Here is a 25,588-nt window from a genome sequence, read left to right on the forward strand (position 1 = left end):
CGGTGCCCCTCCCCGAAGCTCACTCGCCGCGGTACAACTGGCGCTTGTCGATGTAGCGCACCACGCCGTCCGGGACCAGGTACCAGACGGGATCGCCCTGCGCGACCCTCATGCGGCAGTCGGTGGAGGAGATGGCGAGCGCGGGGATCTCGACGAGCGAGACCCCGCCCTTGGGCAGTCCGTCGTCGGTGAGGTCGTGACCCGGTCGGGTGACGCCGATGAAGTGGGCGAGCGAGAAGAGCTCCTCGGCGTCGCGCCAGGTGAGGATCTGCGACAGCGCGTCGGCCCCGGTGATGAAGAACAGGTCCGAGTCGCTGTTGAGAGACCGCAGGTCCCGCAGGGTGTCGATGGTGTAGGTCGCGCCGCCGCGGTCGATGTCGATCCGGCTCACGGAGAACTGCGGGTTGGACGCCGTGGCGATGACCGTCATCAGATAGCGGTCCTCGGCCGCGGAGACGGCCTTGTGGCTCTTCTGCCACGGCTCCCCGGTCGGCACGAACACCACCTCGTCCAGGTGGAACAGGGCGGCGACCTCGCTGGCCGCCACCAGGTGTCCGTGGTGGATCGGGTCGAAGGTTCCGCCCATCACGCCGAGTCGGCGCTTGCCGCGCCCGCCAGTAGGCACTTCCTGCTCTCCCATGCGTGCAGAGCCTACTGGCACGGCGGCGGACGCCGGATCAGCGGTCTCCGGTTCAGCGGTCGCGGTTGAAGCGGGTGGTGATCCACAGCAGCAGAAGCAGGGCGCCGAAGGCACCGAAGCCGGTGAGGTAGGGGCTGAGGCTTTCGTGGTTGCCGCCGTGCTCGGCACCCTCGGCGAGGGTGACCAGGTGGGCGGCGGTGCTGTGGAGGCTCATCTTCGGCAGACCTATCGATCGGGGATGGGAGCGGAGACTTCGCGCACATCGTATGCGGGCGGTCGCGGCGTGCTCACGCCGACTCAGGCGTTGGCGCCGCGGTCCGTGCCGCCGCCGTCGCCGGTGCCGTCGCCGCCGCCGTCGCCGGTGTCATCGGAGCGGTACCCGCGCAGCAGGAACCAGGCGAGCAGGGCTCCGCCCGCGATCGAGGCGAGCAGCAGGATCCGGAGCGTGTCGCCCAGCCCCTGCTGCGCGGCGGCCGCGAGCAGCACGGCTGCGGCGTCGACGGTGTCCGGCATGCCGGTCGTGCCCTTCGGTCGTCCGCTGTGTCCTGGTTATCCACAGGCTCCGGCACACGGTAGCGCCAGCGCCTACGCTGGGGTCAGTCAGGGGGACGAGCACCGACTCGTACGAACAGGGGGCATCCATGACCGAGAACGACCAGGGGAACGTGCCGAGCAGGCAGCGGAAGCGGTTCCCCGGCATCTCCTCGCGGGCCTACGAGCATCCGGCCGACCGTTCGGCCCTCGTGGCCCTGCGGAAGCTCAGCGGCTTCGACACGGCCTTCAAGGCGCTCAGCGGACTGCTGCCGGAGCGCAGCCTGCGGCTCCTCTACCTCTCGGACTCCGTCCGGGTGAGCGACGCGCAGTTCAGCCACCTCAACGACATGCTGAGGGACGCCTGTTACATCCTGGACCTGGAGAAGGTCCCGCCGATGTACGTCACCCAGGACCCGAAGCCCAACGCGATGTGCATCGGCCTGGACGAGCCGATCATCGTGGTCACCACCGGTCTGGTGGAGCTCCTCGACGAGGAGGAGATGCGGGCGGTCGTCGGCCACGAGGTCGGGCACGCGCTCTCCGGACACGCCGTGTACCGCACGGTCCTGCTCTTCCTCACCAACCTGGCGCTCAAGATCGCCTGGATCCCGCTGGGGACGGTCGCGATCACGGCCATCGTGACGGCGCTGCGCGAGTGGTTCCGCAAGTCGGAGCTCTCCGCCGACCGGGCCGGCCTCCTGGTCGGCCAGGACGTGCGGGCCTCGATGCGCGGACTGATGAAGATCGCCGGCGGCAACCACCTGCACGAGATGAACGTGGACGCGTTCCTCGCCCAGGCCGACGAGTACGAGAAGTCCGGGGACCTGCGGGACTCGGTCCTGAAGATCCTCAACGTGCTGCCGCGCTCGCACCCCTTCACCACCGTCCGGGCGGCGGAGCTGAAGAAGTGGTCGGAGAGCCGCGACTTCCAGCGGATCATGGACGGGCACTACCCGAAGCGCTCGGAGGACAAGGACACCTCGGTCGCGGACTCCTTCCGCGAGTCGGCCGGGCACTACGCCGACACGGTGCGGACGAGCAAGGATCCCCTGATGAAGCTGGTCGGGGACATAGCCGGCGGCGCCGGTGACCTGGCGGGCGACCTGGGCGGCCGGCTGCGCAACCGGTTCGGCGGCCAGGGCCAGAAGCCGGACGGCGGCCCGGCCGGGGGCGGCAAGGGCGCCGGGGACGGGACGGCGGGCGACGGGGCCGGGGACGGTCAGAGCGAGGGCTGAGCGCTCGGCGCCAGGGCTCCGCACAGCGCGGGGGCGGCGGGCCGGGCGGTGGCGTACGGGTCGGTGACCGCCGGGCCGCCCGCGTCCGGGGCACTCGCTCCCGCCAGGAGCGGCTTCAGGGAGCCCGTGGTGTCGGCGCCACACGCCTGCGGGCCGGCCTCCACGGTGCTGGTCAGCAGCTCGGCGCGGTGCATCCGCAGGTCCTCGCGGTCGAAGCGGAAGTGCACCACCCGGTGGATCGTGAACAGGGACGCCGCGGCGGCCGGTCCCGCGCCCTGGACGGCCGGGCGGAGGGCGTAGGTGTACGTGTGGTCCGCGGTGACGTCCAGTGTGTCGGGACCGGTCTCCTCGAAGCGGAGGACGCCCTGCACGCGGGCGGTGGGCTCCGCGAGGGCCACCTGCCGGGGGTCGAAGCGGAAGAGCCAGCCCGCGAGGGCGTGCCGGCCGTCGTCGGCGGGGGACTCGACGCTCCGGTCGAACTGTTCCTGCTGGTCCGGGTCGATCAGCAGGCGCGCGGGCCGGACGGTCGCCCCGGACAGGACGTCCGGCTCCAGGGCGGAGGCCACCAGGTAGTCCTTGGCGATGCTGAGGCCGGTGATGACCTGGCTCTCGGCGAAGTGGGAGGTGCGCCCGGCGACGGGCAGGTTGATGCCGGCGGCCCCGGTGCGGTACTCGGCGGCGGGGCTGTGGGCGAAGAGCTGGGCGGGCGTGCCGCCCGGGACGGGGCCCTGGGGGGCGAGCGGGACCACGGTGGTCCGCAGGGGCTCGGCCCGCTGGTCGAGGGGCGGCTGGTACGGGTTGCGGACTCCCAGGTAGATGGCGGTGCCGAAGGCCAGGAGGATCAGCAGGACGAGCAGGACCGCCTGGCGGGAGCCGCTCCGGCTCTCCCAGGAGGAGCGGCTCCGGACGGCCTGGGCGTGCTCGCCCATCCGCTCCCGCGCGGAGAACTCCTGGAGGTGGGCAGCGCGGATGAACGCCTCGTCGAAGACGACGGATCGGTACTCGTCCTCACCACCGCCGGGGAACCCCTCGGGCGTCCCCTCAGGCGGGTCGCCACGCCCTGCCATACCTTCAGGGTAGGTCCGCACGGGCTTCGGTAAACGCCCAGGTACACGACAAGTTCGGAAGAATTCCGCCGTCAGGGTGTGCCGGGGGCCTCGGGGGATTAACGGGATGATGCCGACCGGGCCGCGGGGGCGGAGGCCTGGGCGGCCGGCGGGGCCGGGTTCGGGTTCGGTGTGTCGACGCCGGTGGTGGCCGGCGGCGGGACCTGGTCCTCGTGGTTGGCGGCGGCGCCCCGGTAGACGGCGCTGAAGGCGAGGGCGACCATGCCGACGCCCATGACGAGGGCGAGGACCCAGGCGACGGGCCGGAGCCAGCGGGCGCGGCCCCGGTAGGGGCGCAGGGCCCCGCCGTGGCGGCCGTAGGGGCTGGCGTCGTCGCCGATGTCGTCGGGCTCGTAGGTGAGGCCGACGGGGTCGTGGCCGTCCTCGTAGGGGTCGTCCTCGACGGATCCGCCGCCGGCGCGAGCGCGGGCCGCCTCGGCCTCGGCACGAGCCTGGGCGGCGGCGAGGAGCCGCTCGACCGCGGTGGGCTCGTGGACGGTGGCGGACCTGACGAAGTCCTCGTCGAAGACCACGTCGGCCCAGACCTCGTCGGCGCCTCCGCGGTCGACAGCGTCCTCGGGGTCCCCGCCGTCCTGGAACGGCTGGCCCCCCACGTCGTCCGGCACGGATTCAGAGTAGACCCGGAAGGTGGTTTTGGGCAGGGAGAGTGCGAAGCCTCCCCGCCCGTCCCTCCCCGTACCGATAAGGAGGTGTTACCGCACGTGACCGTCACCGGTGACGATGTACTTGGTCGAGGTCAGCTCCGGGAGGCCCATGGGGCCCCGGGCGTGCAGCTTCTGGGTGGAGATGCCGATCTCGGCGCCGAAGCCGAACTGGCCGCCGTCCGTGAAGCGGGTGGAGGCGTTCACGGCGACCGTGGTGGAGTCGACCAGCTGGGTGAAGCGGCGGGCCGCGGCCTGCGAGGTGGTGACGATGGCCTCGGTGTGGCCGGAGGACCACATCCGGATGTGCTCGACGGCCTTGTCGAGGGAGTCGACGACGGCGGCGGCGATGTCGTACGAGAGGTACTCGGTCTCCCAGTCCTCGGGCGTGGCCGGGACCACGGTGGCCTTGGAGCCCTCGGCGAGGGCGAGGAACCGCTCGTCGGCGTGGACGGTGACGCCGGCCTCGGCGAGGGCGGCGAGGGCCTTGGGCACGAAGACCTCGGCGACGTCCTGGTGGACGAGGAGGGTCTCGGCGGCGTTGCAGACGCTGACCCGCTGGGCCTTGGAGTTGATCAGGATGTCGACGGCCATGTCGAGGTCGGTCTGGGCGTCGACGTAGACGTGGCAGTTTCCGGTGCCGGTCTCGATGACCGGGACGGTGGACTCCTCCACGACGGTGCGGATGAGGGAGGCGCCGCCGCGCGGGATGAGGACGTCGACGAGGCCGCGGGCGCGCATCAGCTCGTGGACCGACTCGCGGGACTCGCCGGGGACGAGCTGGATCGCGTCGGCGGGGAGTCCGGCGCCGCCGATGGCGTCGCGCAGGACGGTCACCAGGGCGGTGTTGGAGGCGTACGCGGAGGAGGAGCCGCGGAGCAGGACGGCGTTTCCGGACTTGAGGCAGAGGGCGGCGGCGTCGACGGTGACGTTGGGGCGGGCCTCGTAGATGATGCCGACGACGCCGAGCGGGACGCGGATCTGGCGGAGGTCGATGCCGTTGGGGAGGGTCGAGCCGCGGACGACCTCGCCGACGGGGTCGGGCAGCGCGGCGACGTCACGGACGTCGGCGGCGATGGCCCGGACGCGCTCCGGGGTGAGGGTCAGACGGTCGATGATGGCCTCGCTGGTCCCGGCTTCGCGGGCCTTGGCGATGTCCACGGCGTTGGCTTCGACGATCTCGGCGGTGCGGACTTCGAGGGCGTCCGCGATCGCGAGGAGCGCGTCGTCCTTGGCCGCGCGCGGGAGTGGCGCGATTTCGGCGGCGGCGCCACGGGCCCGGTAGGCGGCCTGGGTGACCGGGGAGAGGTTGTCGAGGGGCGTGAGCGAGGTCATGTTCGCAGGGTACTGGCACCGCAGCGGACATCCCTCACGTATCCCGCAGTCCGAGACGTACCACCGCGGCGGTGGTACGCCCCGCCCGGGACGTACCACCGCCGAAGGCGCAGTCCCTGCCAGGAAACACGGCCCCGCCCCGGGGCGCACCACCGCCGCGGAAGCGCACCCGGAGACGCGCCCCACCCGGAGCTGCCCCCTGCCCGGGACGGGCCGCTACCGCAGGCGCACGCCCAGCCCGGAAGCACGTCCTGCCGGGGGCGCACAGCCGCCGCGGAAGCACTCCCTGCTCGGACCGCACCGCAGGCGCACGCCCGGCCCGGAAGCACGCCCTGCCCTGGTACGCGCCACGGGCGCATGCCCCGCCCGGGGGCGCGTCCTGTCCGTCAGTAGGGGTGGACGCCGACGGGGGCGGCGGGGGGTGGGCCATAGCCCTCCGCGATCCGCTGGTGGTAGGTCTCGCGGTCGATGACCTCGAGCCCCACGATCTCCCAGGGCGGCAGCTTGGCGGTCTGCCGGTGCTCGCCCCACAGGCGCAGGGCGACGGCCGCCGCGTCGTGCAGGTCGCGGGCCTCCTCCCAGTACCGGATCTCGGCGTGGTCGTTGGCGTAGCGGCTGGTCAGCAGGAAGGGGTGGTCGTGGGCCAGCTGTTCGAGCCCGCGTCGCACCTCCTTCAGCGGTGACTCCACGCCCGACACACTGAGGGTGATGTGCCAGAGCTTGGACACCGGCCGTTCCTCACGTGTCTCGGTGGTGGTCTCGGTCTTCCTGTCCGTGGACCTGTCCCGTGCCTCGTCGAAGTCGGCTCCGGCCTCGACACTGGTCAGGGCGCGTTCGGCAGTCCCGCGGGGCGGTGCCCCTGGGCGCGCTCGTCTCACCGGCGGCCTCCTGTGTGATGCGTGTGGTGCTGTACCCCGCCTTGTCTTACCCCCGAGACAAAGTTGACCAGTCCGAGGCGGCACTTGGGGCGGTTTTGGGGAACGTCCCTTCCGGATGGCCAGACTTTCAGCCGTTTCGGCGTCGGCTCCGTCAGCGGATGACGACCAGGTCGTCGCGGTGGACGACCTCGCGTTCGTACTCGGGTCCGAGGTCCTTGGCGAGCTCGTGGGTGGAGCGGCCGAGCATCCGGGGCAGCTCCTTGGCGTCGAAGTTGACGAGGCCGCGGGCGACGGCCCGGCCGGAGGCGTCGCGGAGTTCGACGGGGTCACCGGCCACGAAGTCGCCCTCGACGGCCGCGACGCCGGCCGCGAGCAGGGACTTCTTGCTTTCGACGACGGCCCGCACGGCTCCGTCGTCGAGGCTGAGGTGGCCCTGCGGGGTGGAGGCGTGGGCGAGCCAGAGCAGCCGGTCGGCGGAGCGGCGGCCGGTCCGGTGGAAGTACGTGCCGGTGTCCCGTCCGGCGAGGGCGTCGGCGGCGCGGCTCGCGGAGGTGAGGACCACCGGGATGCCGGCGGCGGCGGCGATCCGGGCGGCCTCGACCTTGGTGACCATGCCGCCGGTGCCGACGCCCGCCTTGCCGGCCGAGCCGATCTCGACGTGGGCGATGTCCGAGGGGCCGGTGACCTGCGCGATCCGCGAGGTGCCGGGCTTGGACGGGTCTCCGTCGTAGAGTCCGTCGACGTCGGAGAGCAGCACGAGCAGGTCGGCGCGGACGAGGTGGGCGACGAGGGCGGCGAGCCGGTCGTTGTCGCCGAAGCGGATCTCGTCCGTGGCGACGGTGTCGTTCTCGTTGACGACGGGCAGCGCGCCCATGGCGAGGAGCTGGTCCAGGGTCCGGTACGCGTTGCGGTAGTGGGCGCGCCGGCTGGTGTCGTCGGTGGTGAGGAGGACCTGGCCGACGCGGACGCCGTAGCGGGCGAAGGAGGCGGTGTAGCGGGCGACCAGGAGGCCCTGGCCGACACTGGCGGCGGCCTGCTGGCGGGCGAGGTCCTTGGGGCGGCGGGTGAGGCCGAGGGGTGCGAGTCCCGCGGCGATGGCGCCGGAGGAGACGAGGACGACCTCCTTCTCGCCACCGCTGCGGACCTTGGCGAGGACGTCGACGAGGGCGTCGACGCGGTCGGCGTCGAGGCCTCCGGAGGCGGTGGTGAGCGAGGAGGAGCCGACCTTGACGACGATCCTGCGGGCCTCCGCCACGTACTGCCTTGCCACGTCCGTCTGTCCCGTCACCTGCGTCGCCACTTGCGTCGTCCTCACTCGGCTGTCCCACACGCCGCGCGCTCCCCGCCGCGGCTTCCAGGCAATCTACGCGAGCCGGGAGGGCTGCCGCTCGTCGGTTTCGCTCCCTGGACCGGAGACGCCGGCGGCCCGGCCGGTGCCGCGGGGCACCAGGATCCGCTGGGAGATCAGGTAGGTGAACGGGATCGCGACGACGGCCGCGACGAGTGGCGCGATCCTGTCGTCCATTCCGGCCCAGGTGACGAGGGCGTAGAGACCGACGCTCTGCACCAGGTAGTTGGTGACGTTGGTGAGCGGGAAGAGGGCGAACTTCTTCCAGGTCGGCCGGGTGCGGTAGGTGAAGTAGGTGTTGAGGAAGAAGGAGCCGATCATGCTGAGGAGGAAGGCGAGGGAGTACGCGGCGAAGTACGGCATCCAGGGGTGCAGGAGCAGGTAACAGCCGAAGAAGGTCCCGGTGTTGACGCCGCCGACCAGCGCGAAGCGGAAGATCTCCGCGAGCCGGGCGCGTCGCGCGTTCCGCACTCCGCCGGGGCCCGCCGGCTCCATCAGCGCTCCCGCTCGGCCGTCACGACGCGGATCCGTTCGGCGGCGGCGCGCTCGGCGGCCGCGCGGCCGAAGGAGCGGTGCGTCTCCTTCACGAGGAAGTGCGGCCGGCGCTTGGTCTCGTAGTAGATGCGGCCGATGTACTCGCCGATCAGCCCCAGCATCACCATCTGCACGCCCCCGAGCCCCACGATGATGGCGACCAGGGTGACGTAGCCGGGAGCGGTGACGCCCTGGGTGATCGCGGCGACGGCCACCCAGACGGCGTAGAGGGCGGCGAGGCCGGTGAGCATCATGCCGAGCCAGAGGGCGATGCGCAGCGGACGGTTGTTGAAGGAGATCAGCCCGTCCATGCCGTAGTTGAGCAGGGAGCTGAACTTCCACTTCGTCTCGCCGCCCTCGCGCGCGGCGTTCTGGTAGTCGAAGGTGACGGCGTCGAAGCCGATCCAGGAGAAGAGGCCCTTGGAGAAGCGGTTGTACTCGGGCAGTGACAGCAGGGCGTCGACGGCGGGCCGGGAGAGCAGGCGGAAGTCGCCTACTCCGTCCGTGAGTTCGACGTCCACCCAACGGTTCACGGCCCGGTAGTACACACGACTGAGCGCCGTACGGACCTTCTTGTCGCCCTCGCGGGTGCGCCGCGCCATCACCTGGTCGTGGCCCTGGTGGTAGAGGTCGAGCATGCGTCCAAGCAGCTCGGGCGGGTGCTGGAGGTCGGCGTCCATGATGACGACGGCGTCACCGGTGGATTTGCGCAGTCCGGCGAGCATGGCGGCCTCCTTGCCGAAGTTGCGGCTGAAGGAGGCGTACTGGGTGCGCTGCGGGTGGCGGGCGGCGATCTCGCGCAGCTTTCCCAGCGTTCCGTCGGAGCTTCCGTCGTCGACGTAGCAGATCTCGTATCCGACCGGGAGTGCGTCGAGCACCTGTCGCATCCGCGTGTCGAAGCGCTCGATGACGTCCTCCTCGTTGAAACAGGGGACGACGACGGAAAGCCTGGTCATGGAACGGTCACTCCAGAGGGATGGGCGAGAGTACGTCCCGAAGGACTGGAAGGACCGCCACCGGACTCTCCTTCGAGCAGCGCGGCCACGGTACGGCGGGGCGATGACCGCCCGACGGCGTCCGGGTGACGGCCTCTGGTCGGCATGTCGTCCATGAAGCAAAGCATGTGGGGAAGATATTGGTATACGTGGCATTTTCACCCGTTCGTCACTCATAGGGGCGACATGCCACGGACCTTGGCCGGCTGGAGCGATGACCGTTGAGCAGGACCACCACCTCGGAGCCCGGTGACACGCGGATGCCGCACGACGAGCAGAACGGCGACGACGGGGACCCCGGACGGGACACCGGCGGCGCGCAGGAGGCGGGCGACGCCGCCGGGCGCCGGGAGGGTCTGCGGCAGGTGCTGCCCTGGATCTCCCTGCTCGTCGCCGCCGGGGCCGGAGCGCTGCTCTCGGTCGGCGCCTTCCTGGGCGTTTACGTCCGTCCCACGTCGGACGACTGGTGTGCCCTGTGGAAGGCCCGCGACATGGGGGTCCTGGGGATCACCTCGGACTTCTACCGCACCCAGAACGGACGCGTCACCAACGCCTTCCTCACCGGCCTCCTCTACTCCGACGGCATGCGGGGTCCCAAGCTGCTGCCCGCCTTCCTGATCCTCGCGCTGGGCACCGGGCTGTTCCTTCTGGCCCGCACCGCCCTGCGCGCACCGCGTCGGCCCGCCGAACCGCCGACCGTGCCCCTCATGGCCGCGGCGGCGCTCGTCACCGCGCTGCTGTTCTTCGCCGGCACCCGCTCGTACCAGGTGCTGCTCTGGGCGCCGGCGACGATCTCCCACACCCTGCCGAGCGTGATCGGCATCTGGACCGTGCTCGGTGCGGTCCGTGCGGCGCGCAGCGACGCGCGGTGGGCCAGGGTCGCGGCGGTGGGGGCGGCGCTCCTGGTCGGGGTGGTGCTCGGCATGCTGAGCGAACCGTTCACCCTGGTGGCCTGGGTGTTCTCGGCCACCGTGGCCGTCCTCTGTCTGCCCCGGTTCGGTTGGACCCGGGACCGGTACGTGTCCACCTGGTGCGCGGCGGCCTGTCTCGGGCTCCTCGCGGGCCTCGTCCTTCTCTACACCTCACCCGGAGCGCGCTGGCGGCGGGCCCAGCACCCGCCGGAGCCGCTGTCGGTCGCCGGCGTCGGAGAGACCTTCCGCGACTGGTGGCGCCTCTGGCAGACGATCGGCGGCCAGTGGGCGTATCTGGGCGCCCTCGCCGCCGGCGTGCTGCTCGGCATGGCGCTCGCCGCCCGGCGGGAGGGCGGCGTCGCCCGGCAGGAGAGCGGGCGCGTCCGCCGGGACGCCCCGACACCCCCGGGGTTCCCCCCGCGCGCGCTGTTCCGCGTGGCGGTGCTCCTGCCGCTGCCGCTGATCGGCCTGGCCTCGCTGGGCGTCGTCTTCGGGCTGCGCAGTGGCTACGGGGACACCGGCTGGACCTACGGCCGCACCTGGACGAGCTTCCTGCTTCCGCTGCTGATCACCCTCTGCGCGTACGGAGCGTGGGGCGGCCGACTCCTGGGACGCCACCTGGCGTCGCCCCTGCGCCCCGCCGCACGCGCGGCCGTGCTCGTGGCGGTCGGCACGGTCGCCGTCGGCAGCACGGCCGCCCTGGTGCATCCGGTGCGGGCGCTGACCACGAGCACGGTGGCGCGCTCCGTCGCCTGGGACCGTCAGAACGCCCGTATCCGGGACGAGGTGGCGGCGGGTGCCCGTGAGGTCGCGTACAGGCCGCTCCTCATCGGCGGCCTCACCGAACCCCTCTTCGCGTCCTCGTACGAGCGGGACTGGGCGGCGCGGTGCACGGCCACGTACTACGGCGTGAACCGCATCCACCGGCCCTGAGGCCGGGCACGCGCGAGGAGGGGTGCCCCGGGCCGGGACACCCCTCCTCCTTGGAACGCCGACGTCAGACGGTCACGCGGACCGCGCGGTTGGCGCCCCAGCCCTCCCAGGCCGAACTGATCATGGAGCGGACGTCGTGCTGCGCCTTCCAGCCGAGCTCCGACTCGATGCGCTCGGCCGAGGCGACCACGCGGGCCGGGTCGCCCGGGCGGCGCGGGGTGACGACGGGCTCGACGCTGTGACCGGTGACCTCGTTGATGAGGTTCACCATCTCGCGCACCGACACGCCCTCGCCGCGCCCGATGTTCAGGGTCAGCGTGGCCGTCTCGCCTCGCTCGGCCGCCGCGGCGAGGGAGCGGGCCGCGGCGAGGTGGGCGCTCGCGATGTCGGCGACGTGGATGTAGTCACGGATGCAGGTGCCGTCCGGCGTCGGGTAGTCGTCGCCGAAGATGCGCGGGGACTCGCCGGCGTCGAGGCGCTCGAAGACCATCGGCACCAGGTTGAAGACGCCGGTGTCGGCGAGTTCCGGGGCCGCCGCGCCCGCCACGTTGAAGTACCGCAGACAGGCCGTGGACAGGCCGTGGGCCTGACCGACGGCGCGGGCCATCCACTCGCCGACGAGCTTCGTCTCGCCGTACGGGCTGAGCGGCAGGCACTCGGTGTCCTCGGTGACGAGGTCCACGTCCGGCATGCCGTAGACGGAGGCGGAAGAGGAGAAGAGGAAGCTCTTCACACCGGCCGAGACCGCCGCGTCGAGGATCGTCTGCAGACCCGTCACGTTCTCGTGGTAGTAGAACAGCGGCTTCTCGACCGACTCGCCGACCTGCTTCTTGCCGGCCAGGTGGACGATGCCCGTGATCCGGTGCTCACGCAGCACCCGGTCGAGGAACTCGCGGTCCAGGACCGTGCCCTGCTCCAGGACGATGCCCTCGGGGACCCTCGCCGGGTTGCCGGTGCTGAGGTCGTCGACCACGACGACGCGCTCGCCGCCCTCGGTCATTGCTTTGACGACGTGGGAACCGATGTAACCGGCACCGCCGGTGATGAGCCAGGTCATTCCGACAGTGTAGCCACAGCCTCCGGGCCTCCCGGAGGCTCCCGAAGTGGCCCCGGACACGCCGGAAGCCCCGCCCGGGCACAGGGTCGGACGGGGCTTCGGGCGTTCCGCGGGTCCGGGCCCGGCGAAAACGGTCGGACGGGTACTCGCCGGGAAAGGTCGGACAGGTCCTAGCGCTCGATCTCCTCGAACGCCGCCTCCCACTGGTCGAGGACGTGCGGCAGCGCCAGGTGCGCGACGTGTTCGCGGCCGGCCCTGCCGTACCGCAGGCGCATCTCGTCGTCGTCCATCAGTTCGCCGAGCGCGGCGGCGAGCCCCGGCACGTCGGCCGGCGGCACCAGGGTGCCCGAGACGCCGTCCGCGACGAGCTCCCGAACTCCGCCGGAGACGTCGAAGCTCACGCACGGCACGCCACAGGCGGCGGCCTCGGCCAGCGCCATCGGCCGGCCCTCGCGCTCACTGCTGATCGCGACGACGGACAGCTCGCGGTAGGCGGCGGCCATGTCCTGCGCCGTGCCGCGGAAGACGACCTGGTCGGCGACGCCGAGGTCCTCGGCCCGCATCCGGAGCTCGCCCTCCAGGGGACCCTCGCCGAAGAGGTGCAGCTCCCAGCCCTCGCGGCCCTTGTGGGCCTGCGCGAAGGCCTCGATCATGCGGTCGTACCGCTTGATCGGGTCGAGCCGGCCGACCGCGCCGATCTTGCGGGTGTCGAGCGGGGCCAGCTCGTCCGGGAAGAACGGCAGCGGATTCGGCATGACGCGCACGTTCGGCACGCGCTGGTTGACGAACTCGACCGCGTCGCCCTCGGAAAGCACCAGGGTCTGCTCCAGCGCCGGGTAGTGGCGGCGGATCAGGCCCAGGTTGGCGCTCCGCTTCGCCTGCGCGAAGGACTCGTGGTACTGCCCGATGCCCTTGAGGTGACGCCACTTCAGCGGCATGACCCAGTCCACCGCCCACGGCGAGCCGAAGACGATGTAGCCGTCCTCGACCTCGGCCAGCTTCCGCTCGAACTCCGCCCGCGCGTTGTCGCGGTCGGCCCGGGCGCGGCGGGCCTCGGCGCGCCGCGCCAGACTCAACCGGTCGCCGACCGTGCGCACGGGCGGCTTGGGCTCGGAGGGGGCCGGGTAGAGCGTCGAGTGCCGGTACGTACGCGTGGCGTTGTACGGGAACGGCTCGGGGCTCGGCCGGATGCCGATCAGCTCGACGCGGTGACCGCGCTCCCCCATGCCCTGGGCGAGGGTGTGCAGCACCCGCTGGGATCCGCCCATCGAGTCGACGTCGATGCCGACGAAGAACACGTTGCGGACAGGGGAAGCCTCAGTCATGGGTGCCGCCTTCGAAAAAAGCATCGACCACCATCTTGCTGGCGTGGCCGGTCTCGTACGAGCAGAACATTTCCTGGAAGCGCGCGTACCGCTCGGCGTGGCGCTCCTGGGTGCCCTCCAGGTCCCGCACGGCGGCGGCGAGGTCCTCGGTGGTCGTCAGCATCGGGCCGGGCGCGATCTCTTCGAGGTCGTAGTACGTGCCGCGGTCGCCGCCCTTGTACACCTCGTAGTCGTCCGTGTAGAGCAGGATCGGACGGCCGGTGTTGGCGTAGTCGAACATCAGCGACGAGTAGTCCGTGAGGACCGCGTCCGAGGCCAGCATCACGTCGTTGATGTCGGCGTAGGAGGAACCGTCGCGCAGGAAGTGGCCCAGCTCCGGAGCGATCTTGAACCGGTCGTACGGGTGGGTCCGCACGACGACGATCCACTGGTCGGACAGGAGCGGGGCCAGCGCCTCCAGGTCCACCCGCACCGACTGTCCGGTGCGGCGGGCCGCGTCACGGAACGTCGGGGCGTAGAGCAGGACCTTCTTGTCGGCCGGGATGTCCAGGGCCTCGCGAACGGCGGCGGCCCTGGCCTGCTGCTGGGGCTCGGCCCAGCGCACCAGCACGTCGTTGCGCGGGTAGCCGGAGCGGATCAGGTCGGCCGAGACCTCGAAGGCCGGGACGAAGGTCCGCTCGAACTCGGCGCTGGGGCAGACGAGGGCGTCCCAGCGACCGACGGCGGCGCGGAAACGCCCCTTCTCGATCTCCGACGCGCCACGCAGCGAGGGCACGTCGAAGCCCATCGCCTTGAAGGTCTGGCCGTGCCAGGTCTGGAGGTACCGGGTGCCCTTCGGCTTCGGGTACAGGTACGGCAGGTTGTGCGAGTCGACCCAGTAGGTGGCTCGGGCCAGCGCACGTCCGTAGGCGAAGCTTCCGCGCTTGACGAGGGTGACGTCCTCCGGGAAGGACGAGCGGTCGCCGGAGTACGACCAGATCACGTCGATCGGGAGGTTGCGGCGCTTGAGCTCCTCGTAGATGTAGCGAGGGCTGTCCGCGTAGCCGCGGCCCTCCATCGCCTCGAACACGGCGAGGCCGCGCTTGCGCCGCGGGAGCTTGGCCACGGTGTCGTACGCGCTGGCCTTGCCCTCGTTGCCGACGAGGATCTTCCTGACCTTGCCGACCTTGCCCTTGGCCTTGCGGGCGTAGGGGCCGAGGGGTTCGAGGGACTTCAGGACACCGGATCGCTGCCAGGTCACCTCGAGGCGTCCGGCGCCCTTCTGCTCCGCCTTGATGCGGAGGTGGTGGATGCCGAACTTGTGGTACGTGACGGTGGCGCGGAAGTCCGGCTGGTCGTGCTGGGCCAGCAGGACGTCCGTGCGGCGGGCGCCGTCGCGCTCCAGGGCGACCACCGGGTGGCGGCGGGTCGCCACGCCGACCTTGCCGACGGGCACCTTGCGGAAGTCGAGGGCGGCCTTGGAGACGTACTGCCCCTCGCCCTGGGGGCGGAGGTCCAGCGGCACCGTGAGCGGCGTCTTGTGCGCGGCGAGCTTGACCGAGGCCTTGGTGTCCTCGGTGATGAGGCCGGCCGGGTCGTACGTGTGGATCTCCAGGTGCAGGACCGGACCCCGCATCGACACGGACGTCAGCTCGTGCCGGATGCGGCCGGTGGCGAGCACCTGCTCGCGCATGTACCACTCGCTGATGTCCAGCTCACGGCGGCTCACGTCGTCGGTGGGGGCGACGGCGCCCCAGTAGGTGACGTCGTCCTCGTCCGTCACGAAGCGCGGGGCGAGCTGCGGCCGGCCCAGCTGGCGGGCGGCGACGTGGAGTTCCTCCAGGCGGCCGGTGCGCAGCAGGTGGATGCAGATGCGCTCCTCGCGGGAGAGCCGGGCGTAGGTCTCGTCGGAGATCTCGCCCAGGTACGGGTTCACCACGTCGGCGAACTCGGCGATCCATTCGAGGTCACGGAACGGCAGGTCACCCAGGTACAGGCGGAAGTCGTGGCGGAGGAACTTGTAGTCCTTCTCCGCACGCAGCTCCCCGCGGCCGTTCTCCTCGAACCAGGTGTCGATGAGCCGGGCCACGCCGATGCGGTCCGCGACGTTCTGGATCTTGTGCCGGCTGGAGGAGATGGAGACGCTCTCCGGCGCGAGGCGCCAGGTGTAGACCGACCACGGGACGACGGCGAAGGACTCCGCGAGCGTGAAGGCCTGCGCGGAGAACAGCTGGTCCTCGTAGTGGATGCCCTCCGGGAAGGTGAGGGCGTTGTCCCGGATGAAGGCGGTCCGGTAGAGCTTGTTCGTCGACAGGTGGTCGAAGAAGTACTCCGGCGCCTCGGCGATGCCGTCGACGACCCGCTTCTCGGTGAAGAGGTGCGGGTACCAGAGGCCGGTGGTGTTCGACTCCTCGAAGAGGCGGGTCACCTCACCGGTGACGAAGTCGACCCCGGTCTCCTCGGCGACGAGGAGCAGGCTCTTGCAGGCGTGGCGGGGCAGCTCGTCGTCGCTGTCCAGGAACATGATGTGCGGGGCGCGGGCGACCGCGATGCCGCGGTTGCGGGGCGCGCTGCAGCCACCGCTGTTCTGCTCGAGCCGCACGTAGCGCACGCGCGGGTCGGCGGCTTCCAGAGAACGCGCGACACGCTCGGTGCCATCGGTCGAACAGTCGTCGGCGATGATCACTTCGAGGTTGTTCAGGGTCTGGTCGAGCACGGACCGGACCGCTCGCGGGAGCCGTTCCTCATCGTTGTAAACGATGATGACGACGCTCACATCAGGGACGTCGCTAGTCGGCATCCAAGTCCTCTCACAAATGCGGCCGGCGAGATCTGGCACGCGTTCCGGCCAGGCGCGGCGCTGCCTGCGCCATGGTCGATGGCGCGTTACCGCCTTCGGTGGTGGAGGGTGTCGCCCCTCACATGTTCGACGAGCGCCACCCGGCGACCGGAAAGACTACCCGGCAGGAGGAATTGTTTCATACCTCCCCACCCGGGCCTCCGGTGATGTTCACCGCATCGCAAACAGCCTCTTGAAGCGGCCGGAGACCACCTGCCGCGCGCCGACCGCGCCGCCCGCGAAGCGGAGGACGAGCCCCCGGCGCGCCGAGGCCACGACCTGGACGAGCAGCACCCGGCCCAGTCGCCCGAGGACCATTCCGCGCCGGCCCACGAACCCCTGCGGGGCCCTGACCTCGGCCTCCCCGGTCGAGCCGTCCGCGTACCGCAGTTCGGCACGGAGCGACCAGGCGGCGAGCCGGCCCGCGCGGAGCAGCTTCGCGGTCGGCAGCGAGACGGTGGCCGTCCAGCCCTCCTCCGCGGGGAGCAGCGGCGCGTCGAGCGACAGCTCCGCCGCCGAGGACCGCTCGGTGAACACCACGCGGACGGCGGTGGGCCCCAGCTCGGCGACCCGCCCGTAGAGCTCGTGGACGGTCAGGGTCAGCCGGGTCGACGCCCCGACGGTCACGGAACCGTCCACGGCCACGGGCAACCGCGCGGGCGCGAGTTCCGCGAGACCCTCCAGGGGGACGTCGGCGGGCGCGGCGGACAGGACCGGAGCGCCGTCCTCCGCGCGCGGGTAGGGCGGCACGAGCCGGGGCAGGGGCGCGGCCAGCTCGACGAACCGGGCCGACTCCGACCCCTCGGGCACGGCGGGGAGGGCGGCGAGCCCGGCGTACAGCCAACGGTTAGGAGCCTGGGCGGCGGCGACCGCGGCGTCCTCGAAGCCGGCCAGGTGGGCGCGGGTGGCCGTCCACCACTCGGCCCGGTAGGCGACGGTCCGCTGCGGCAGCTCGCGCAGGTACATGGGGAGGTCGTAGTCGAGGAACTTCGTCTGCGCGGCCCGGGCCAGCGCGGGCCGTCCCGCCGCGCGGAACACCTCGACGACGGCGGCGTGCGCGGCGATCCGGTGCTCCCAGTTGGCGAGGGAGGCGCGGCGCAGCGAGATCGACAGGGTCGCGGCCTGCCGCCGCACGTGCCACACGTACACGGGCACGTCGGTGACGGCGAGCCGGGGGGCGGCGGCCTGCACCCGGGCGCTGAAGACGAAGTCCTCGTAGTGGAAGGCCCCGTCGGGGAAACGGATGGCGTGCCGGTCGAGGAAGTCCCGGCGGTAGAGCTTGTTGACGGAGAGGGTGTCGAGGACGAACTCCGGGTGGTCCTCGATGCCGTCGAGGACGGTGCCGGGAAGCGTGGCGCCCTGGGAGACGTCGTACAGCGAGGGGGCCCAGACGGTCTCGCGGCCCTCGGGGAGCTCGCGCCGCACGCAGATCCCCGCGACGACGTCGGCGTGCTGCTCGGAGGCGACGGCGAGCAGCCCGTCGACGGCGCCGGGCAGCAGCAGGTCGTCGCTGTCGAGGAACAGGACGTAGGGGTGGACCGCGGCGTCGATGCCGTCGTTGCGGGGGGTGCCGCAGCCGCCGCTGTTCTCCCGCCGTACCAGCGGGCGCACCCGCGGGTCGTCGGCGAAGCCCGCGAGGACCTCGGCCGTGTCGTCCCCTGACGCGTCGTCGACGACGACGACCTCGCCGACCGCCTCGCCCTGCGCGAGCGCGGAACGGACGGCGTCGCCGACGTGTGCCGCGTCGTTGTACGCGATGACGACGACACTGACGCGCGCGGCGGCCTGCGGCCGGGGGGTCTCACTCACCCGAGAATCCTACGCGGCCCCCGGACGGCCCCCGGGGGCCCGCATCCGAACGGAACCGGCCGGGCACCCAGGGGTGCCCGGCCGGTGACCGCCGACGGACGGCCGGCCCGTGCCCGCGGGAGGGGCGGAGCCGGCCCGGGAGATCCAGCGCCGACCCGCCCGCCGGGACGGGGCGGACCCGCTTGGTCGAACTCGCTTAGAACGGGTCGAACTCGTCGTACTCGCGCTGCGCGTCGTCGCGCTCCGCCTGCTTGTCGCGGCGGCGCTGCGCGGCCGGACGCGGGGCCTCCAGACGGTGGTCCTCACCGCGACGGCCGAGCATCTCGGCACCCGCCATCATGGTGGGCTCCCAGTCGAAGACGACCGCGTTGTCCTCGGAGCCGATCGCGACGCCGTCGCCCGCTCGGGCACCGGCCTTCATCAGCTCGTCCTCGACGCCGAGGCGGTTGAGGCGGTCGGCCAGGTAGCCCACGGCCTCGTCGTTGTTGAAGTCGGTCTGGCGGACCCAGCGCTCCGGCTTCTCGCCGCGCACCCGGTAGACCTCTTCGTGCTCGTCGTACGTGACGGTGAAGCCCGCGTCGTCGACGGCCTTCGGGCGGATGACGATCCGGGTCGCCTCCTCCTTCGGCTTGGCCGCGCGCGCCTCGGCGACGATGCCGGCGAGGGCGAAGGAGAGCTCCTTCAGACCCGTACGGGCCACGGCGGAGACCTCGAAGACCCGGTAGCCGCGCTCCTCCAGGTCCGGGCGGATCATGTCCGCGAGGTCCTGGCCGTCCGGAATGTCGATCTTGTTGAGGACGACGATCCGGGGCCGGTCCTCCAGACCGCCGTACTGCTTGAGCTCCTCCTCGATGACGTCGAGGTCGGTGACCGGGTCGCGCTCGGACTCCAGCGTCGCCGTGTCGAGGACGTGGACGAGGACCGAGCAGCGCTCCACGTGGCGGAGGAACTCCAGGCCGAGGCCGCGGCCCTGGCTGGCGCCCGGGATCAGACCCGGCACGTCGGCGATCGTGTAGACGGTCGAGCCGGCCGTGACCACGCCGAGGTTCGGGACGAGCGTGGTGAACGGGTAGTCCGCGATCTTCGGCTTGGCGGCCGACAGGACGGAGATGAGCGAGGACTTGCCGGCGCTCGGGTAGCCCACGAGGGCCACGTCGGCGACGGTCTTGAGCTCCAGGACGATGTCCCGCGCCTCGCCGGGCTCGCCGAGGAGCGCGAAGCCGGGGGCCTTGCGGCGGGCCGAGGCCAGCGCGGCGTTGCCGAGGCCGCCGCGGCCGCCCTGGCTGGCGATGAAGGTGGTGCCCTGGCCGACCAGGTCGGCGAGGACGTTGCCCTTCTTGTCGAGGACGACGGTGCCGTCGGGCACGGTCAGGACCAGGTCCTGGCCGTCCTTGCCGGAGCGGTTGTCACCGGCGCCGGGCTGGCCGTTGGTGGCCTTGCGGTGCGGGGAGTGGTGGTACTCGAGGAGAGTGGTGACCGACTGGTCGACGACCAGGATCACATCGCCGCCACGGCCGCCGTTGCCGCCGTCGGGGCCGCCGAGCGGCTTGAACTTCTCCCGGTGCACGGAGGCGCAGCCGTGGCCTCCGTTACCCGCGGCGACGTGCAGCTCGACGCGGTCCACGAAGGTGGTCATGGTTCTGTGCCTCCAGAGAATTACGGGTGGAATGTCTATCTAGTAACACGCGAAAGGCGGACCCTCTTCCCTTCCGGGAAGTGAGGTCCGCCTCCGCAAAGAGTTCCGATCAGGCGACCGGAACGATGTTCACGACCTTGCGGCCACGGTGGGTGCCGAACTGCACCGAACCGGCCTGCAGGGCGAACAGCGTGTCGTCGCCGCCACGGCCGACGCCCGCGCCCGGGTGGAAGTGGGTGCCGCGCTGGCGGACCAGGATCTCACCCGCGTTGACGACCTGACCGCCGAAGCGCTTCACGCCGAGCCGCTGGGCGTTGGAATCGCGACCGTTCCGGGTGGACGATGCGCCCTTCTTGTGTGCCATTGCTCAGTCCCTCTTTACTTCGCGGCCGTCGGGATCGCGGTGACCTTGATCGCCGTGTACTGCTGACGGTGACCCTGGCGACGGCGGTAGCCGGTCTTGTTCTTGTAGCGCAGGATGTCGATCTTGGCGCCCTTGTGGTGATCCACGACCTCGGCCTCGACCTTGATGCCGGCCAGAACCCACGGGTCGCTGGTCACGGCGTCGCCGTCGACAACGAGCAGGGTCGAGAGCTCGACCGTGTCGCCAACCTTGGCAGTGGAAATCTTGTCAACCTCAACGATGTCGCCGACAGCAACCTTGTGCTGGCGACCACCGCTGCGCACGATGGCGTACACGCGGATCTCTCTCTCACTCGGGATGAAACCTCTGACGCCAGCCACCCACACGGGCCCGGGGGCCCGCGACGTTCCGGAATCGGACGAGCGGCCTCTCCCGACGAGCGGGAGGGAGGTGCTCAGAGGCGCGGCGCGTCGTCAGACACGCCGACGGTCTAGGTTACGGGCGGCCGCCTCGGAGGGTCAAATTCGCCCGTGCGGTGCGGGCCGCCTCCCCCGTCCCGGGAGGGGCGGCCCGCACCGGCCGGTCAGTCCTGGGCCGGGGCGGCGGTCTTCTCCGCCGCCTTCTTGGCCGTGGTCTTCTTGGCGGTGGTCTTCTTCGCCGCGGTCTTCTTGGTCGCCGCCGTCTTCTTGGCGGCGGCCTTCTTGGCCGTGGCCTTCTTCGCGGTCTTGCGCGCGGCCGTCTTCTTGGCCGGCGCGGCCTCCGCCTCGGGCTCGGCCGGCGCCTCGGCGGCCTCGGCCGGGGCCGTGGGCACCACGACGACGGCCGCCTCCTCGGCGCCCGCGGGCGAACCGGCGGGAGCGGTGGCCTTGCGGACCACCCGGCGCCGGGCACGCGGCGGGGCGGCCACCGGGGCCTCCTCGGCGACGGGCTCGACGACGGCCTCGGCCACCGGCTCCGGCGCCACGACGGGCTCCGGCTCCGGAGCGGGCTCGACGACCGGCTCGGCGACGACCTCCGCGGCCGCGTCCGCGGTCGAGACGACCGGGGACGTCGCCCGGCGGGTGGCACGGCGACGGCCGCGCGGGGCCGGGGCGGCGGTCTCCTCGACCACCGGCTCGGGCTCCACGACGGGCTCGGGCTCGGCGACCGGCTCGGCGGCGGGCGCCGGCTCGGACACGACGGCCTCGGTCTCCACGACCGGCGCCGGAGCGATCGGCGTGGGGGCGACCGGCGTCGAGACGACCGGAGCGGACACCCGTCGGGTGACGCGACGGCGGCCGCGACCGCGCGTGGCGGCGGCCTCCGCCTCGGCGGCGGAGCCGTACAGCTCCTCGTCCGGGGCGATCGGCACCGGCACGGCCACCGGGGCGGCCAGCTCGGCGGCGACCTCGGCCTCGGTCTCGATCTCGGCCTCCGGCTCCACGGCCTCGGCGTGCTCGTGCTCGTGGACGTGCTCGGCACCGCCGCGGCCGCGCTTCTTCGAGCGCTTGCCGGCGCCACCGCCACCGGCGGTGGCCGGCTGCTCCATGTGCACGATGACACCGCGGCCGTTGCAGTGGACGCAGGTCTCGGAGAAGGACTCCAGGAGGCCCTGGCCGACCCGCTTGCGGGTCATCTGGACCAGGCCGAGCGAGGTGACCTCGGCCACCTGGTGCTTGGTCCGGTCCCGGCCCAGGCACTCCAGGAGGCGGCGCAGCACCAGGTCGCGGTTGGACTCCAGGACCATGTCGATGAAGTCGATGACGACGATGCCGCCGAGGTCGCGCAGGCGCAGCTGGCGCACGATCTCCTCGGCCGCCTCCAGGTTGTTCCTGGTGACGGTCTCCTCGAGGTTGCCGCCCTGGCCGGTGAACTTGCCGGTGTTGACGTCGACGACGATCATCGCCTCGGTCTTGTCGATCACCAGCGAGCCGCCGGAGGGCAGCCAGACCTTGCGGTCCAGCGCTTTCATCAGCTGCTCGTCGATCCGGTACGTCGCGAAGACGTCGACCTCGCTGGTCCACTTGGACAGGCGGTCGGCCAGGTCGGGCGCGACGTGCGAGACGTACCCGTGGATGGTCTCCCACGCGTCGTCACCGCTGACGATGACCTTGGAGAAGTCCTCGTTGAAGATGTCGCGGACGACCCGGACGGTCATGTCCGGCTCGCCGTAGAGCAGGCTCGGCGCGGACGTCGAGATCTGGGCGGCCTTCTTCTGGATGTCGGCCCACTGCGCCTGCAGGCGCTCGACGTCGCGGCGCAGCTCGTCCTCGCTCGCGCCCTCGGCGGCGGTGCGCACGATGACGCCCGCGTCCTCGGGGACGATCTTCTTGAGGATGGTCTTCAGGCGGGCGCGCTCGGTGTCCGGGAGCTTGCGGCTGATGCCGGTCATCGAGCCCTCGGGGACGTACACGAGGTAGCGGCCCGGCAGGGAGACCTGACTGGTCAGACGCGCGCCCTTGTGGCCGATCGGGTCCTTCGTGACCTGCACGAGGACCGACTGACCGGACTTGAGGGCGGACTCGATGCGGCGCGGCCCGTTGGCCATGCCGAGCGCCTCGAAGTTGACCTCGCCGGCGTACAGGACGGCGTTGCGGCCCTTGCCGATGTCGACGAAGGCGGCCTCCATGGACGGCAGCACGTTCTGGACCTTGCCCAGGTAGACGTTGCCGACGTACGAGGTGGCCTGCTCCTTGTTGACGTAGTGCTCGACGAGCACGTTGTCCTCGAGGACGCCGATCTGGGTGCGCTCGCCGTTCTGGCGGACGACCATGACGCGCTCGACGGCCTCGCGGCGGGCCAGGAACTCGGCCTCGGTGATGATCGGGACGCGGCGGCGGCCCTGCTCGCGGCCTTCGCGGCGGCGCTGCTTCTTGGCCTCCAGGCGGGTCGAGCCCTTGATGGACTGGACCTCGTCGGACGGCTCGGCCTTCTCACGGGCCGGGCGGGGCTCGCGGACCTTGACGACCGTGCGGACGCCGTCCTCGTCGCCCGCCTCGACGTCGGCGGCGACGTCCCCGCTGCGACGGCGGCGACGGCGGCGACGACGGGAGCTGCTGGAGCCGCCGGCGTAGGCCTCGGCCTCCTCCGGCTCCTCCTCGCCCTCCCCGGTCTCCTCGACCTCGTCCTCGGCGTGCGGCTCCTCGCCCTCCTCGGTCTCCTCGACCTCGGTGAGCTCGCCGCGACGGCGGCGGCGGCCGCCACGGCGGCGACGGCGGGACGGACGGTCCTCGTACTCGTCCGCCTCCTCGGCCTCCTCGACTTCCTCGGCCTCGTCGGCGGCGGTCTCGACCTCGGGCTCGTCGGCGACGGTGGCCGGGACGGGCTCGACGGCGACGGGCTCGCCACGGCGACGCCGGCGACGGCGAGAGCCGGTCTCGGCGCGCTCGGCGGTCTCCTCGGTCTCGGCGGGCTCGACGGCCTCCACGACCTCGGCCGTCTCGACGGCCTCGTCCTCCTCCGGCTCCTCCGCGTAGGCGGCGGCGGCCGCGGCGGCGGTCTCCGGAGTCTGGAACATCGGCTCGGCGAAGACCGGGGCCTGGAAGACGGGAACGGCGGGGCGCGCGGCGCGGCGCGTCTCGCGGGCCGGGGCCGGCTCGGAGGTGAACTGCGGCGAGGTGGCGCGGCGGCGGCCGCGTCCACGGGTGGCGGCGGTCTCGGCGGCGGCGACCTCGACCCCGGCCTCGTCGGTGGTGATCTGCTCGACGGTGGACTGGGGCAGCGACTCGCCGGTGACGGCCGGCTCGGCGGCCGTCTCGGGCGAGGTGGCCTTGCGGGTGGCGCGGCGGCGGGTACGGGCCGGCGGCGCGGCCTCCTCCACGACCTCGGCGGCCGGAGCGGCGGCCTCGGCGACCGGCTCGGCGGCGGGCGCCGCGGTCTCCTCGGCGGCGGCCGGGGAGGTCACCGGCGAGGTGGCCTTACGGGTGGCACGGCGGCGCGGGCGGGCGGGAGCGGCCTCGGGGGCCTCCTCCACGACCTCGGCGGCCGGAGCGGCGGCGGTCTCGACGACCGGCTCGGCCGCGGTCTCCACGGCGGGCGCGGTGGCCTTGCGGGTGGCCCGGCGGCGGGTGCGCGGCGCGGGGGCGGCCTCGGTCTCGGCCGGGGCGGCCTCCACGGCGGGGGTCTCGACGGCCGGGGCCTCGGCCGCGGCCGGGGTCTCGGCGGTCGCGCCCGTCACCGGCGGACCGGCGGGGCGGGAAGCGGCGCGGCGCCTGCGGCGCGGCGGCAGCTTGTCACCGGGGGCGTTGGTGTCTTCGTTGGACTCGAGCATGCGGGGTTCTCCCGTCACGCTCCCGGGCGCCGCGCCTGGTTCCGGTCCGGCGGCACGATCGCGCCTGTGGCGCGGTGCCGCCGTCCGGGGCGCGGGCGCCGCACGGGAGCTCTGTGTCTGGCTCGCCGGTTCCGTACGCCCTGTGCGGACGGCCTGGCGAAAGTCTCCTGGTCAGTGCGCTGCCCGACCCAGGTGGCTCCCGAGTACCAGGGCGGCGCTACGACGACCGCTCCCTACGCGGTACCGGCACCCGGCGCCGTCGCCGGGGCGGTCGCGGCGGCCGTGGGTGAAGCGGCCGTGACTGCCTCGCGGTCGGGCGCGAGCGGGTCGGTCACCGTGCCGGACTCCTCGTCGAAGAGCCCCTGCGCCAGCCTGGTCACCGCAGCGGGGACCGGCGGCGCCAGGTCGGCCACAGCTCGGAGACCGGACAGGACGTCGTCGGGTCGTACGGCAGGTGTCACGTGCCGAACAACCAGGCGCAGTATCGCACAGGCGCTGTCCAGCGGCCTATCACCCTGGGGATCGCCCTGGTGACGGGCTGCCGTCAGCTCGGTGACCGCGGAACGGGCGTCGAAGGTGCGGACTCCGTTCTTGGTCTTGCGCTGTACTTCCACCGTCTCGGCTGCGAGAAACGCCTCGACGGCCTTCTCGACGTCCTCGACGGCGACGCCCTCCAGGCGCAGCTCCCACACGGAGGCGGTGAGCCGGTCGGCGAGACCCGAGGTCCGGGCCTCGACGGCGTCGGTGATGTCGAGGCCGGCCGGGAGGGACTCGTCGAGCAGGACCCGCAGGGTCTCCGGGTCGCGCGCCTCGGTGAGCGCGATCTCCAGGTACTCGGCTTCGGAGCCCGTGCCCGTCGGGGCGGCGTTGGCGTACGACACCTTGGGGTGCGGGGTGAAGCCCGCCGAGTACGCCATGGGCACCTCGGCACGGCGCAGCGCACGCTCGAAAGCGCGCTGGAAGTCACGGTGGCTGGTGAACCGGAGGCGGCCGCGCTTGGTGTAGCGCAGTCGGATGCGCTGCACCGCCGGTGCGGGCGGCGGGCCTTCGGGCTGTCGCTTGCCCAGTGGTTCTTCTCCTCGGTGCGGGGCGGACGCGGGTGGCGCTCCGCCCGGAAGCTCGGGGGACGTCCCCTGGGCGGCCCGCCCGGATCACCCCCGCGTCCTGCGGGGAGATCTCGGGGCGGGCGCCGCGCCGGGGACGTTCGTCGTACTGCCCA

The 25,588-nt window shown here is 72.3% G+C and carries 21 protein-coding genes; 2 read left to right on the forward strand and 19 right to left on the reverse strand.

Annotation, left to right across the window (positions count from 1 at the left end):
* Positions 1-19 precede the first annotated feature (19 nt).
* The 3 genes from nadD to K7G60_RS06540 all read right to left on the reverse strand — a co-directional run bounded on the left by nadD (position 20) and on the right by K7G60_RS06540 (position 1,153).
* Complete coding sequence (gene nadD, locus K7G60_RS06530) at positions 20-640, reverse strand: nicotinate-nucleotide adenylyltransferase (protein WP_225799834.1); 621 nt, start codon at positions 638-640, stop codon at positions 20-22.
* A gap of 52 nt (positions 641-692) precedes the next feature.
* Entirely contained in the window at positions 693-854 is a 162-nt protein-coding gene (locus K7G60_RS06535) for a hypothetical protein (protein WP_185893249.1), read from the reverse strand.
* 83 nt (positions 855-937) lie between these two features.
* Positions 938-1,153, reverse strand: coding sequence for a hypothetical protein (locus K7G60_RS06540; RefSeq protein WP_225799926.1), 216 nt, complete (start codon positions 1,151-1,153; stop codon positions 938-940).
* A gap of 128 nt (positions 1,154-1,281) precedes the next feature.
* Here K7G60_RS06540 and K7G60_RS06545 point away from each other — a divergent pair, with 128 nt between their 5' ends.
* Entirely contained in the window at positions 1,282-2,409 is a 1,128-nt protein-coding gene (locus tag K7G60_RS06545; RefSeq protein ID WP_225799835.1) for a M48 family metallopeptidase, read from the forward strand.
* Here the strand turns inward: K7G60_RS06545 and K7G60_RS06550 are convergent.
* The 7 genes from K7G60_RS06550 to K7G60_RS06580 form a co-directional block, all read right to left on the reverse strand.
* Positions 2,394-3,476 carry a hypothetical protein gene (locus K7G60_RS06550; protein ID WP_225799836.1) on the reverse strand — a complete coding sequence of 361 codons (1,083 nt, stop codon included), beginning with the start codon at positions 3,474-3,476 and terminating at the stop codon, positions 2,394-2,396. The genes K7G60_RS06545 and K7G60_RS06550 overlap by 16 nt on opposite strands.
* Before the next feature lie 98 nt (positions 3,477-3,574).
* The gene (locus K7G60_RS06555; protein ID WP_225799837.1) at positions 3,575-4,141 is read right to left on the reverse strand and encodes a hypothetical protein; all 567 of its coding nucleotides are present in this window, start codon (positions 4,139-4,141) and stop codon (positions 3,575-3,577) included.
* 87 nt (positions 4,142-4,228) lie between these two features.
* Entirely contained in the window at positions 4,229-5,512 is a 1,284-nt protein-coding gene (locus K7G60_RS06560) for a glutamate-5-semialdehyde dehydrogenase (protein WP_225799838.1), read from the reverse strand.
* Between the two features lie 386 nt (positions 5,513-5,898).
* Positions 5,899-6,390: a hypothetical protein gene (locus tag K7G60_RS06565; protein ID WP_225799839.1), complete on the reverse strand. Its 492-nt coding sequence runs from the start codon at positions 6,388-6,390 to the stop codon at positions 5,899-5,901.
* Positions 6,391-6,541: 151 nt separating this feature from the next.
* Positions 6,542-7,645 (reverse strand): glutamate 5-kinase, encoded by a 1,104-nt coding sequence (gene proB / locus K7G60_RS06570; protein ID WP_225799920.1) that lies wholly within the window; start codon positions 7,643-7,645, stop codon positions 6,542-6,544.
* Between the two features lie 108 nt (positions 7,646-7,753).
* Complete coding sequence (locus tag K7G60_RS06575) at positions 7,754-8,233, reverse strand: GtrA family protein (protein ID WP_225799840.1); 480 nt, start codon at positions 8,231-8,233, stop codon at positions 7,754-7,756.
* Entirely contained in the window at positions 8,233-9,228 is a 996-nt protein-coding gene (locus tag K7G60_RS06580) for a glycosyltransferase family 2 protein (RefSeq protein ID WP_225799841.1), read from the reverse strand. Before K7G60_RS06580 ends, K7G60_RS06575 begins: the two co-directional genes overlap by 1 nt.
* A 260-nt stretch (positions 9,229-9,488) precedes the next feature.
* Here K7G60_RS06580 and K7G60_RS06585 point away from each other — a divergent pair, with 260 nt between their 5' ends.
* The gene (locus K7G60_RS06585; protein ID WP_225799842.1) at positions 9,489-11,111 is read left to right on the forward strand and encodes a hypothetical protein; all 1,623 of its coding nucleotides are present in this window, start codon (positions 9,489-9,491) and stop codon (positions 11,109-11,111) included.
* A gap of 64 nt (positions 11,112-11,175) precedes the next feature.
* On the opposite strand, the gene galE is transcribed toward K7G60_RS06585, so the two are convergent.
* From galE to K7G60_RS06630, 9 genes are all read right to left on the reverse strand, one after another.
* A complete protein-coding gene (gene galE / locus K7G60_RS06590) occupies positions 11,176-12,168 on the reverse strand; it encodes a UDP-glucose 4-epimerase GalE (protein WP_225799843.1) in 993 nt (330 codons plus the stop codon).
* Between the two features lie 170 nt (positions 12,169-12,338).
* The gene (locus K7G60_RS06595) at positions 12,339-13,493 is read right to left on the reverse strand and encodes a glycosyltransferase (protein WP_225799844.1); all 1,155 of its coding nucleotides are present in this window, start codon (positions 13,491-13,493) and stop codon (positions 12,339-12,341) included.
* Positions 13,486-16,272, reverse strand: coding sequence for a CDP-glycerol glycerophosphotransferase family protein (locus K7G60_RS06600; protein WP_225799845.1), 2,787 nt, complete (start codon positions 16,270-16,272; stop codon positions 13,486-13,488). Before K7G60_RS06600 ends, K7G60_RS06595 begins: the two co-directional genes overlap by 8 nt.
* A 210-nt stretch (positions 16,273-16,482) precedes the next feature.
* Complete coding sequence (locus K7G60_RS06605; protein ID WP_225799846.1) at positions 16,483-18,120, reverse strand: glycosyltransferase; 1,638 nt, start codon at positions 18,118-18,120, stop codon at positions 16,483-16,485.
* A gap of 196 nt (positions 18,121-18,316) precedes the next feature.
* Positions 18,317-19,756 (reverse strand): GTPase ObgE, encoded by a 1,440-nt coding sequence (gene obgE, locus K7G60_RS06610; protein WP_225799847.1) that lies wholly within the window; start codon positions 19,754-19,756, stop codon positions 18,317-18,319.
* 109 nt (positions 19,757-19,865) lie between these two features.
* Positions 19,866-20,120, reverse strand: a complete 255-nt coding sequence (gene rpmA, locus K7G60_RS06615; RefSeq protein WP_010041940.1) for a 50S ribosomal protein L27 — start codon at positions 20,118-20,120, stop codon at positions 19,866-19,868.
* Between the two features lie 14 nt (positions 20,121-20,134).
* On the reverse strand, positions 20,135-20,455 hold the full coding sequence (gene rplU / locus K7G60_RS06620; RefSeq protein ID WP_030211179.1) for a 50S ribosomal protein L21: 321 nt from the start codon (positions 20,453-20,455) through the stop codon (positions 20,135-20,137).
* 248 nt (positions 20,456-20,703) lie between these two features.
* Complete coding sequence (locus K7G60_RS06625; protein ID WP_225799848.1) at positions 20,704-24,369, reverse strand: Rne/Rng family ribonuclease; 3,666 nt, start codon at positions 24,367-24,369, stop codon at positions 20,704-20,706.
* Between the two features lie 233 nt (positions 24,370-24,602).
* Positions 24,603-25,394 carry a TIGR03936 family radical SAM-associated protein gene (locus K7G60_RS06630; RefSeq protein WP_225799849.1) on the reverse strand — a complete coding sequence of 264 codons (792 nt, stop codon included), beginning with the start codon at positions 25,392-25,394 and terminating at the stop codon, positions 24,603-24,605.
* Positions 25,395-25,588: the final 194 nt, after the last annotated feature.

The sequence above is a fragment of the Streptomyces sp. NK15101 genome, from assembly GCF_020400725.1.
Classification (GTDB): domain Bacteria; phylum Actinomycetota; class Actinomycetes; order Streptomycetales; family Streptomycetaceae; genus Streptomyces.